Source organism: Singulisphaera acidiphila DSM 18658, from assembly GCF_000242455.2.
GTDB lineage: Bacteria > Planctomycetota > Planctomycetia > Isosphaerales > Isosphaeraceae > Singulisphaera > Singulisphaera acidiphila.
Genome location: NC_019892.1, coordinates 8,141,084 through 8,152,745 on the forward strand (window position 1 = coordinate 8,141,084; position 11,662 = coordinate 8,152,745).

Genomic DNA, 11,662 nt, shown 5'->3' on the forward strand with positions numbered 1-11,662 from the left:
CAGTCCGTTCGGACCACCCGGTCAGGGAGTCTTCGATTCCGTTGCCGGAGGGGAGCCTCCCCCCACGCCGGCCAGGTCCTTCGACTCGTTCTTGGTCGTGGCCTCGAACTTGAGCTTCTTCGACTCATCGTCACCTTCGAGGATGACGGTGATCGTGTCCTTGCCCTTGAACGTGCCGCGAAGGATCTCCTCGCTGAGCGGATCCTCGATGAAGTTCTCGATCGACCGTCGCAAGGGGCGTGCCCCGTAGTCGGGGTTGTATCCCTTGACGATCAAGTAGTCCTTGGCTTCGTCGGTGAGGACGAGCGCGAGACCGCGATCGGCCAGCCGGCTGCGGACCTTGGACAGCTCGATGTCGACGATCTGCTTGAGGTTGTCCTTGTTCAGCGAGTGGAACACGATGACGTCGTCGAGCCGGTTGAGGAACTCGGGACGGAAGTACTTCTCGATGGCCACCTTGAGCCGATCCTTCATGGTTTCGTAGGTGGCGGCGTCGTCGCGGCCCCGGTCGAACCCGAAGATATTGGTCGTCGAGGTCGCTTCGGCCCCGGCGTTGGTGGTCATGATGATGATCGTGTTCTTGAAGTCGACGTTGCGGCCAAAGCTGTCGGTCAGCCGGCCCTCTTCCATGATCTGGAGGAGCATGTTGTAAACGTCGGGGTGGGCCTTCTCGATCTCGTCGAGCAAGACCACCGCGTAGGGACGGCGGCGGATCTTCTCGGTGAGCTGCCCCCCCTCTTCGTAGCCGACGTAGCCCGGAGGGGCTCCGATCAGCCGCGAAACGTTGTGCTTCTCCATATATTCCGACATGTCGATCTGGATCAAGGCGTCGGAATCGCCGAACATGAACTCGGCAAGCGCCTTGGCGAGCAAGGTCTTCCCGACGCCGGTCGGCCCCGCGAAGATGAAGCAGCCGATCGGCCGCTTCGGATCTTTCAGGCCGGACCGGCTGCGGCGAACCGCCTGGCTGATCCGCTTGATGGCCTCGGTCTGGGAGATGACCTTCTTCTGGATCTCCTCTTCCATCCTGAGGAGCCGGCCTGTTTCCTCGGCCTCAAGGCGCGTGAGCGGAATCCCGGTCATCTTGCTGATGACCTCGGCGACGACTTCTTCGTCGACCGTCCCATCCACTTCCTTGGAACGCTCGCGCCACTCGCGGTTGATTGTCTCTTTCTTCTTCTTGAGCTTGTCAGCCTGGTCGCGGAGGGCGGCGGCCCGCTCAAAGTCTTGGTTGGCGACCGCCTCTTCCTTGTCCTGGTTGAGCCGCTCGATCTGGTCATCGAGCTCTTTGAGATCCGGGGGCCGGGTCATCGCCTTGAGGCGGACGCGGGCACCCGCCTCGTCGACGACGTCGATGGCCTTGTCCGGAAGGCAGCGGCCGGTGATGTACCGGTCGGAGAGTTCGATCGACGCTTCGAGGGCCTCGTCGGTGATCTGGACGCGGTGGTGCGACTCATAGCGGTCGCGAAGACCGCGAAGAATCTCCAACGCCTCGCTCTTGGACGGCGGCTCGACGATGATCGTCTGGAACCGGCGCTCCAGCGCCCCGTCCTTCTCGATGTACTTGCGGTACTCGTCGAGCGTCGTCGCGCCGATGCACTGGACCTCGCCACGGGCCAGCGCCGGTTTCAGGACGTTGGACGCGTCGATCGCCCCTTCGGCGCCGCCGGCACCGACCAGGGTGTGCAATTCGTCGATGAACAAGATCGTGTTCTTGGCGCGACGGACCTCGTTCATGACCGCCTTGATGCGCTCTTCGAACTGGCCGCGGTATTTGGTCCCGGCAACCATCATCGCCAGGTCGAGCACCACGATACGTCGATCACGCAGCAACTCGGGGACGTTGCCGTCGATGATCATCTGGGCGAGGCCTTCGACGATCGCCGTTTTGCCAACGCCGGCCTCACCGAGGAGGACGGGGTTGTTCTTCTGGCGTCGCGAGAGGATCTGGACCACTCGCTCGATTTCATTTTGGCGACCGATGACCGGATCCAGCTTCCCTTGCCGGGCCAGATCGGTCAGGTCGCGGCCAAACGAATCCAAGGCCGGAGTCTTGGATTTATTGCCTTTTGCGCCTGCGGCGCGTTCCCCTTCACCGCCGCCAGCGTCCATCCCGTGACCGAGCAAGTTGAGCACCTCCTCGCGCACTTCGTCCAGCTTCAGGTTCAAGTTCATCAGAACTTGAGCGGCCACACCCTCCTGCTCGCGCAACAGGCCAAGCAGTAGGTGTTCGGTCCCCACATAATTATGGTTCAGATTGCGAGCTTCTTCGATCGCGTACTCGATGACCTTCTTGGCCCGAGGCGTCTGGGGCAGCTTGCCCATGGTGACCATGTCCGGACCAGCCTGGACGATTTTCTCGACCTCATTGCGAATCTTCCTGAGGTCGACATCCAGGTTCTTCAGGACATTCGCGGCGACGCCGCTGCCCTCCTTGATCAGGCCGAGCAGGACGTGTTCTGTGCCGACGTACTCGTGGTTAAAGCGCTGCGCCTCCTGGTTCGCAAGCTGCATCACCTTGCGGGCACGATCGGTGAAGCGTTCATACATGCGGTCGACTCCGACGGTTCTACCGGGACACCCCGGTTCAGGGCCTGCTCAAAACGTCCCGAGCAATAATACGGACCAAGGGTGTCAAACGTTCATCAAGCAGGTCAGCCCAATCCACGCAGCGCCATTCCATCCCGGCCCGTCTTGCGACGTTTCCGAGGGGTGGTCTGACCACCCGTTAGCGCCACGCTTTACCTCCGAACTCCGCCGGTGGCTCACTCCATTATAGATGGCCTGGGCATCGACCACGAAAAAAAAGGCATACGGCCAGGATCGATGACTCGAGCTCCGATCACGAAATCCAACCCCTCTGCACGCCGTTGACCAAAGAACCATGATCGAGACCGCACCGTCAACAACCGCTCGCAATCAAGGGGGTGATCCGTCTCCGATTCGGGTCAACGACTGCTGAATTTCCCATCGCCATTTGGCCCCCCCCTCGAGTTCGAGACACTGCCGGAACGCCCGCCGGGCCAAGGCGGGTTGCTCCACACGAACGTAGAGCGTTCCCAACTGCATGAAGGTGTCCGCATCGGTCTCATCCATGGACAAGATCCGCTCGTAACGCCTCCTCGCCTCATTCCAATGCCCTTGCAGATAGTATTCCGTCGCTTCGCGGAAAAGATGGTCGATCTCGGCGCGATGCCGTTCCGGATGGCAGAGCCAGACCCACCACAGCGTATATCCAAAACTCGACAGCCAATGGCAAAGCGCCAAGGCTGCGAGGAAATCGGGCCAACCTGACGCGAACGACTCGGTCCAGATGAACCGGGCCACCATCGCGAAGTTCAACAGCGCCGCAAACGTCACGCCAAGGATGAGCCCCAGAACTTCTTGTCCCGACCACACTTGGGGCATTCCCGGCCAAACGCTCAGCACCGCGATCCAGAGCCGCCTGGGCAACGTTTGGCTCCTTCCAAAACGATCAGGCGAAGGTCCTTATTCCACACTCCGGATTGTAATCAACGATACGGAGGGAATCAAGCTTACGAGGATTGACGCCCCACGGGCAGAACACCCGGCCGACGTACTCATCGCAATTTCGCCATTCTGATTCGATGATTCAAAGGAGAAGCGAACGTCGGGGTGAGCACCCCCTCGTGAACGGAAAACACTCAGCGGAGAATCCGATCGCGTACGCGGCGGCCGATATCGCGGAGCTTCTCACGTTCGGTCCCCCGACCGCTGGTGGCCCCTGGTTGGGCCAGCAACCCAGGAGCGACGGAGAGCTTCATCGCCTGGAGGGTGCCGTGGATCCGAAGTGCAGAGAGGTCGCGAGTATCGATGGCCAGTTCGCCCAGAAATTCGCGGGCCTGGTCGGGAAGCCGGTCCGTCAGACTGTCGGAGCGAACGCGGTAGTCGAGCTTCCCATCGAAATCCGTCCAACCGGCCAAAACGATCGGGAGGTTGGCAATCTCGAGCGTCAGGTTGTCCGTCGCAACGCGGCCGCCTTGAATCGTGAAGGCGCTTGTTACGGACCCGACGCGCACCTTGTCGTCGGGCAATTCAATCAGGTTTTTGAGCTCGACGAAAAAGCGCGATCGTTCGAGGGCGATCGAATCGACGTGGATGTTCCCCTGGCCCACCAGCGAGCGTTGCAACGATTCACGCGACGCGCCTTGCCCCTTGACGTAGAGGTTGGCGTCGAGCCGGCCGTCCAGCGCTCCATCGTCGGTGGTTCCCGCAAGGATTGGGAGCAGGTAAACCAGGACATTCGCCCCTTGGTCGAGCTCGACACCATCGGCACGGATCCGTGCCTCGAAGGTGGGCTCCTTCATGGTCCGGTCAAGCGAGAGCGCCAGCTCGAGGACACCGCCGTTGAGATTGCCCTGGAGATTCTGAATGGAGAGCTGGCGGCCTTGCCAGGCGGCATGCCCTTGAATCTTGGTCAGGTTCAGACGTGTGCGGCTCGGTTCGTCAATGATCGTGATTTGCCCATCGCAAAGCTTGATCTCCAGCGGAGCGGGAACTGCGTTCGGGTCGGCCGCCGAGGTTCTTGCTTTTTTGGTCGGTGCCCGCATCAGCAGGTCCGCCAGTTCCAGCGAGCCATCGCTGCGACGAAGCACGCGCAAGGAGACACCATTCAGCTCGATCTTGCTCGGTTCGAGTTGCCCGGCCAGGAGTTGGAGCACGCTGACGTCGATCCGGGCCAAGGCCGCCTTGAACCAGGGATCGTTGCTCGAACCGGTGGCTCCAATCTCCAGGTCGCGGAGATAGACCCCTCCACACACACCGAGCTTCAGACCGCCCAGGCGGATCGGCCGCCCGGTCTCGTCCTCGACGAGTGCGACGATCCGCGCTCGGGCCCACTCGGTGGGCGTGACCGCAAGGACGGTCGCCCAGAACAAAGGAGGAATCAAGAGAAAGGCCAGCGGGACCAGCCTCCGCAGGCGGACGCGACGGCGCTTCATGGGGCGATCCTCCCTTTGATCTCCCAAAGATATCGTGCCGGGCAGAATGATTTCCGGAGCACTCCCGACCAAACGATCGGGGCTCAACACACCATTCCGATTCACGGCCGACGGGCGAGGGACCATAACCCAACCGCCGCAACCGGGCAACTGCAGTTTGCCTCTTCAAGGGCGAAGCGCGAGTCGACCATTGTATGGCGGGGGCCGACCGGTTAGACCAGACAATCGACCGGTCGGGTGCCTTCGATCCTATTCCGCGACGGCTCCTTCCCCATTTGTTCAGCGGAGTTCGACCATGTCGCTTCCCTCCGTTTGGCGTCGCTCCCTGAGCCCGGGCCTGCTCCTGCTCCTCCTTGCCGGAACGGCCGCGCCGGCCCACGCAGACAGATTACCCCAAGTGGACGAAGTCGAATTTCAACCCCTCTCCGCGCAAGTCCGTCGGGTCGTTGAGGCCTACGACCTGTTGGGGCAGCCCCTCCCGCCCCGACTCAAAGCTCGACTGGAAAACGCGCTCAACGGATCCGACCAGGCTCAGGCCGTCCATGAGATTCAGGAGATCCTCGACCCTCTCTGCTTGATCGGCGTCACCATCAACCCGGAGAGCCGAGTCAAAGTCGCGCCGGGCCCCGCCGACGCCAACCTGGTCCAACATGGCTGGCGGGTATTCCTGGTCAAGGTCCAAAACGAGGCGGGCGTGACCGCCCCACTCGCAGCTCAAAGCCCGAATGCCGCCCCCGTGTACCGGCGATCGACGGGCAGGCCCGATCCGAAGCCGACGGTCTCCCCGGCCGACGTCATTCAGCGCTGGATGGATCTCGCCTTGTTCGAGGATCGGCCGATGAGCCGGTCCCTCTCGGGCTTGGCGCTCGAGTATCGTCTGCTCCAGATCGCAAGCCGCGACTCCGGCCAGCGCGAGGCCAAAATCCGTTTCGACGTTGGTCAGGGGTCGCAGGATCTTGGCTCCCGCAGTGAAGTGGACATCCTCTTCCGGTGCGAGCCCGCGGTGCCGGTGACCCTGGATGTTCAGGATGAGAACGACGACGGCCGTCCGGTCACCGCCTCGTTTCTCTTCCGCGATGCCCAAGGGCGGGTTTACCCCTCGCAGACGCGCCGGCTTGCGCCTGACTTCTTCTTCCATCCGCAAGTCTACCGCCAGTCGGGCGAGACGGTTCTGCTGGCGTCTGGAACCTATACGGTCGAATACAACCGCGGTCCCGAATACCTAACGCTGAAAAAGACGATCACGGTCCCCCGCGCCGCGGCGCACCGCGAGTCGTTTCACCTCAAGCGATGGGCCCACCTGGCCAAGCGGAACTGGTTCTCGGGGGACCACCACATTCATGCGGCCGGTTGCAGTCACTACGAGAGCCCGACCGAGGGGGTCGGCCCCGAATCGATGATGAGGCACATCCTGGGTGAAGACCTCAACGTCGGCTGCGTCTTGAGTTGGGGCCCTTGCTGGTACGCTCAGAAGGCGAACTTCGACGGCAAGCTCCACCCGCTCTCGACCCCCGCCTCCCTGATGCGCTATGATATTGAAGTCTCTGGGTTCCCCTCGTCGCACGCGGGCCATCTCTGCCTGTTGCGGTTGAAGGAGGACGACTATCCCAACACCACCCGGATCGAAGAGTGGCCGAGCTGGGACCTACCGGTGCTGACGTGGGGCAAGTCTCAAGGGGGTGTCGTCGGCTTTTCCCACTCGGGCTGGGGCCTGAAGACGGCCGACGGCAAGCTTCCGTCCTACGAAATCCCACCGTTCGACGGCATCGGGGCGAACGAATACATCGTGGATGTCGTCCACGACGCGGTCGACTTCATCTCCGCCGTCGACACGCCCGCCCCCTGGGAGCTCAACATCTGGTATCACACGCTCAACTGCGGTTACCGAACCCGGATCAGCGGCGAGACCGACTTCCCCTGCATTTACGACGAGCGCGTGGGCCTGGGTCGCGTTTACGTCAAGCTCGCCGACGGCAAACTCGACTTCGACCGCTGGGTCGAAGGGATCAAGCTCGGTCGCTCCTACGTCTCGGACGGCAAAAGTCATCTGGTCGATTTCCGAGTGGACGACGTCGCTGTGGGCGAAGCGGGAAGCGAACGTCCGCTCGCAAAACCAGGGACCGTCAAGGTGTCGGCCCAGGTAGCGGCCTACCTCGAACCTTCGCTCACCCCCGCGCTCGAAGCCCTGCGAAACAAACCGCTCGATGTGCAACCTTACTGGGACGTCGAACGCGCCCGGATCGGGGCCGGGCGAACTGTCCCCGTGGAGGTCATCGTCAACGGCCTTCCCGTCGCTCGGACGGAGATCGTTGCCGATGGAACGTTCCGGGACGTCGCGTTCGAGATTGCGATCGATCGGTCGAGCTGGGTTGCGTTGCGGATCTACCCAACCTCGCACACGAACCCTGTGTTCGTCCCGGTCGATGGCAAGCCCATCCGCGCCTCGAAGAAATCGGCCGAATGGTGCCTCAAGAGCGTCGATCAGTGCTGGTCGAAGAAAGAGCGAGCCATCAAGCCAAACGAACGCGATGCGGCTGCCGCGGCTTATGACAAGGCTCGTAACGCCTACAAGACGATCTTGGCGGAGGCGGTCGAAGACTGAGACGCTCGCGCCTCTTCTCTTCATCCCAATGACCGTCGGGCCCAAGGCCCGTTCAACGAGGATTTCATGAACTTTTCCTGTTCCGGATACCGGGTGATCCTTGCAGTGGTGCAGGGCCTCTTTCTCAGCTCAACCCTGGCTCACGCCACGGCGACGGCAACGGCGGCAGACGACGGGAAGCCGGATGCGATCATCCGCAATGCCAAGGTCATCACCGTCGATCGTGACAACCGAATCGCCGAAGCCGTCGCCCTGAAGGGAAACCGGATCGTGGCGGTCGGCACGAACACCGAGGTCGACGCCTTGGCCGGGCCGATGACGAAAAAGATCGACGCGGCGGGCAAAGCCCTCTTGCCCGGTCTCTACGACAGCCATGTCCATCCGCTCGGCGCGGCGTCGAGTGAGAAGGATCACCCGATCCCTTCATTTGCTTCACTTGACGACATCAAGACTTATATCAGCGAAAGGGTCAAAACTCAGAAGAAGGGCACATGGATCGTCGTGCGCTACGCGTTCCCGACGCGCCTCCGCGAGAGCCGGTTCCCGACCCGGGCCGAGCTCGACGCGATCGCTCCCGACCATCCGGTACTCCACCAAGCGGGGCCTGCGGGAGTCGTGAATTCCAAGGCGCTGACGCTCTCGGGGATCACTCAGGACACCCCCGACCCCCCTGCCGGAAAAATCGTCAAGGACCCCGAAACGAACGAACCGACGGGCATGCTCCGCAACGCCTATTCGGTGCTCAAAGGGCTCCCTCGCGACGCCTATTCCGATGACGGGGAGCCGGACTCCGCACGCGTCAAGGACCTCTTTCAGCGCTACAACACAAGGGGCCTGACGAGTATCGCCGACCGAGGGGCGAGCGGCCCCGCGCTCCGGCTCTATCGGCGGCTTCGCGACGACGGCGAGTTGACCGTCCGGGTCAATGCCACCCGGATTCTCTCCCCCCCGTTCGAGGATCGCGACAAGATCGTCAAGAAGCTCAACGAACTGGCCGGCTACACAACCGAGAACGAGCCCAACGGGCCGAGTGGTGTCGGCGACGATTGGGTCCGGATCGGCCCGATGAAAGTGTTCCTCGACGGCGGAATGCTCAACGGCACCGCCGCGATGCGCGAACCGTGGGGCGTGGGACCCACCTACCAGATTACCGACCCCGACTACCGCGGCCAGTTATTCGTTGAGCCAAAGACCCTGGCGATCATCGCCGAGGAAGCCGCGCGACGGGGTTGGCAAATGACCGCGCACTCGGCCGGCGAGGCAGCCATGGATGAGCTGCTGCTGGCCTACGAGCGGGCCGACCGAACGGTCGGGATCCGTGGCCGCCGCTGGTTGATCACCCACGCCAATTTTGCGTCGGCCGAGAACCTCGAACGCTGCGCCAACCTCGGCGTCGGGGCCGACATCCAGCCCGCCTGGATCTACAAGGACACCCGAACCTTGCTCGAAGTCCTCGGCCCCAAGCGAATGGCCTGGTTTCACCCCTACCGCAAGTGGATCGACGCCGGCCTGACCATCGGCGGCGGAAGCGATCACATGATCCGCCTGGATGCCTTGGGGGCCACCAACCCCTGGGACCCCTGGCTCGGAATCTGGATTGCCGTCACCCGACAAGCCGAGGGGATCGGAGCTTTTAACCCCGACCAGAAACTGACTCGCGTCGAGGCGATCCGGTTCTACACGATCAACAATGCCCGGCTCCACTTCGAGGAGCATCGCAAAGGCTCCATTGAGCCGGGAAAGCTCGCCGACCTCATCCTGGTGGATCGTGACCCCTTGACCTGCCCCGAAAATGACTTGAGGACGACGGAGGTCCTCTGGACCATGGTCGGGGGCTCGATCGTCTACCAGTCGAGGTAGGTCGAGAATCCAAACAAAGACACACGGACCGCCCACCGGTTGGGCATCCATCGTCCAGGCGAGCGGGGAGCTAATCGCTCCCTTTTTTGTCTTTGTAACGGTCGTTTGAGGACAGGGAGTTCACGCTCGCCTCTCCGAATTCCATTTCATTCTTTTCGAGGCCCGCTCATGTCCGAGCACGATCAGGCGCTGGCTTCGGCCTTCGATGACCAGGCAGAGAAATTCGAACGCGCCCCCGTGCAGAGCGATCCCGCAGCGCTCGGGCGGTTGGTCCGCGAGGCCGACCTGACGGCGGATAGCCTGGTGCTCGATGCCGGCTGCGGGCCGGGGCTGGTCGCCGAAGCCTTCCTGAATGCGGGGCATCGGGTCGTCGGAGTAGACCTCTCCAGCGAAATGATCGCCCGCGCCCAACGCCGCTGTGCGACCTTCGGCGATCGTGCACGATTCGAACGGCGGTCCGTCTCCGACCCTTCGCTACGTGGTCCCTTCGACGCGGCCGTTTCTCGATACGTGCTCCATCACGTCAGCGACCAGCCGTCATTCATCGCCCGGCAGGTTGAGCTGCTTCGCCCCGGCGGGATTCTCGTGCTCAGCGATCACACGACCGACCTCGATCCCGGCCGATCCGCGGTTCACGAAGAGCTCGAACGAGGCCGTGACAAAACACACACCCGTAACCTGACTGCGGGTGACCTCGTCGACCTCTTCGGCGAGGCCGGCCTGATCGACGTCCGGATGGTGGAGGAACGGTTCACACTCGACTTTGACGAGTGGTTCGACCGAGGCACCCCGTCTCTCTCCAAAGCCGAAGTGCGGACGCTGCTCCTCGCCAATCCTGGAATTCGGGGCTTCCATCCCGTCCTCCTTGCCGGAGACAGGCTTCAGATTGACTGCTTCCGGGCCATCGTGCGCGGGGTCAAACCCATGGCCATCGAGACAGCCGACGTTCGCCCCAAAGCGGAAGCGGGGCAAGCTTGAAATCGCTGCCTCGCATCCTGATTCTCTTGGCCCTGGTGCATGGACTCGTCGACGCGTTTGGGGCATTCGTTCAACCACTCTGGCCCGACCTCCAACGAAGCCTGGCGTTGGAGGAAGGCTCCATCCAGTGGGCCTACGTACTCTGGGGGCTGGCGACCTCAGTCAGTCAGCTCGCCTTCGGCTACTGGGGCGACCGCCGCCCTCGAGGCTGGCTCCTCTGGGCCGGCCCAGCCGTGGGCCTGTTCTGCCTGAGCGTCGTCGGCCTGGCCCCGGGCCTCGCCTCGCTCAGCAGCCTACTGATCGTGGGCGGCCTGGGCATCGCCGCCTTTCATCCCGAGGCCGCCGCGCTGGCCGGCTCGTGTGTGCCCCACGATCGCAGCCGTGCCATGTCGGTCTTCGCGGTGGGAGGCTATCTGGGCCAGGCGGCCGGCCCGATCTACAGCGGGGTCATCACGACCCACTTCGGCTTGAAAGCCCTCGTCTGGAGCCTGATCTGGGGTCTCCCGCTCCTCGGCCTACTGATCCTCGGCCTACGCGATCACTCCCGCGTCGCGAAACAGGAACAGCCAAGGCCCGCGGTCCCCTTGGCGGACCTGGTGCGCGGTCGAGGCCCAGCGCTCTGCATGGTGCTCGCGATTGGAATCTTGCGGGTCCTTCCCGCCTTGGGGACCCCGCTCGCCCTCTCCTACCTTTTGAAGGGCAGAGGTCACTCGAACGAGTTCATCGGCATCGTTCAGTCGGCCTTCCTGGCAGGCATCGGCGGAGGGAGCCTGGGGTGTGCTTTATTCGTGCGCCGCGGGATCGAGAGGCGGATTCTCTGGCAGCTCCCCCTCATCGTCGCTCCGCTCGTCTGGATCTACCCGCTCGTCAACGTCCAGACCCTCATCCCGAGCGTCTCGATCGGCGGGTTCCTCCTGGGAGCGACCATGCCGATCCTTGTCAGCTACGGCCAGAGGTTGATGCCCGAGGGTCAGCGGATCGCCAGCTCGATCACGATGGGGGTGACCTGGGGCATCGGTGGCGTCCTCGTGGCCCTGACCACCTCACTCGCCAACAGGCTCCACATGCCGGAATTGGCATTTATGACGTATGCCATAGCCTGCGCAAGTTCGGGCCTCCTCTGCTTCTGGTTGCCTGACGGCGATGGGGAACGAGACGCCCATGAATTTCAGCCGAGCCGGCCGAGCTATGGAAACCAGTAGCACGGCCGCCTCGGCAGTATTTCCCTCCGTTCGCTTCCGACCTCTCGGGCTCGCGCCAT

At 62.8% G+C, this 11,662-nt stretch carries 7 protein-coding genes; 4 read left to right on the forward strand and 3 right to left on the reverse strand.

Going from position 1 to position 11,662, the window contains the following annotated elements; translation table 11 throughout:
- Positions 1-21: 21 nt before the first annotated feature.
- From SINAC_RS31740 to SINAC_RS31750, 3 genes are all read right to left on the reverse strand, one after another.
- On the reverse strand, positions 22-2,550 hold the full coding sequence (locus SINAC_RS31740; RefSeq protein ID WP_015249641.1) for an ATP-dependent Clp protease ATP-binding subunit: 2,529 nt from the start codon (positions 2,548-2,550) through the stop codon (positions 22-24).
- Positions 2,551-2,919: 369 nt separating this feature from the next.
- Positions 2,920-3,453 carry a tetratricopeptide repeat protein gene (locus tag SINAC_RS31745; protein WP_015249642.1) on the reverse strand — a complete coding sequence of 178 codons (534 nt, stop codon included), beginning with the start codon at positions 3,451-3,453 and terminating at the stop codon, positions 2,920-2,922.
- Positions 3,454-3,665: 212 nt separating this feature from the next.
- Complete coding sequence (locus tag SINAC_RS31750) at positions 3,666-4,961, reverse strand: AsmA family protein (protein WP_015249643.1); 1,296 nt, start codon at positions 4,959-4,961, stop codon at positions 3,666-3,668.
- Between the two features lie 295 nt (positions 4,962-5,256).
- Here SINAC_RS31750 and SINAC_RS31755 point away from each other — a divergent pair, with 295 nt between their 5' ends.
- The 4 genes from SINAC_RS31755 to SINAC_RS31770 all read left to right on the forward strand — a co-directional run bounded on the left by SINAC_RS31755 (position 5,257) and on the right by SINAC_RS31770 (position 11,603).
- Positions 5,257-7,563, forward strand: coding sequence for a CehA/McbA family metallohydrolase (locus SINAC_RS31755; protein WP_015249644.1), 2,307 nt, complete (start codon positions 5,257-5,259; stop codon positions 7,561-7,563).
- A gap of 66 nt (positions 7,564-7,629) precedes the next feature.
- Positions 7,630-9,423, forward strand: coding sequence for an amidohydrolase (locus tag SINAC_RS31760; protein WP_015249645.1), 1,794 nt, complete (start codon positions 7,630-7,632; stop codon positions 9,421-9,423).
- Between the two features lie 168 nt (positions 9,424-9,591).
- Positions 9,592-10,401 carry a class I SAM-dependent methyltransferase gene (locus SINAC_RS31765; RefSeq protein ID WP_015249646.1) on the forward strand — a complete coding sequence of 270 codons (810 nt, stop codon included), beginning with the start codon at positions 9,592-9,594 and terminating at the stop codon, positions 10,399-10,401.
- The gene (locus SINAC_RS31770; RefSeq protein ID WP_015249647.1) at positions 10,398-11,603 is read left to right on the forward strand and encodes an MFS transporter; all 1,206 of its coding nucleotides are present in this window, start codon (positions 10,398-10,400) and stop codon (positions 11,601-11,603) included. Before SINAC_RS31765 ends, SINAC_RS31770 begins: the two co-directional genes overlap by 4 nt.
- Positions 11,604-11,662: the final 59 nt, after the last annotated feature.